Annotated in this window: 1 protein-coding gene; it reads right to left on the reverse strand. The window is 36.9% G+C overall.

Annotated elements, in window-relative coordinates:
- The coding region (locus ACJYUO_RS21880; protein WP_494347412.1) for a sugar phosphate nucleotidyltransferase at positions 1-404 on the reverse strand (404 nt) is incomplete at both ends.

The raw sequence follows: 404 nt of genomic DNA on the forward strand, positions 1-404 counted from the left end.
GTATTAATTTCCTTAATTTCTGCTTCTTCAGTGGTAGCATCTTTCTGTTCTACAATTTTAGAAACAACGCCAACCTCATTACGGACAATTCGTCCATATGAGAATGGATTTTCAGTACGCGCAGTTAAAATTGTAGCAGCCGCTCCTTTTTGACGGTGATATTCAAAAAGATTTTCAAAAGTTTTAGCTGTAAATAAAGGTGTATCACCACTAACGATCATGGTCATTCCATCTTTATCACCCAAAATTTTTTCAGCTTGTAAAACGGCATGTCCCGTACCCAATTGTTGTTCTTGAATTGCATATTCTGTACGATCACCTAAAAGTTCACGAACCTTTTCTGCCCCATGCCCAACAATGGTAACAATATGATCCATATTCGTTTTTTCAACTTGAGTTAGCAT

The organism is Natrinema sp. CRL1 (assembly GCF_059162405.1).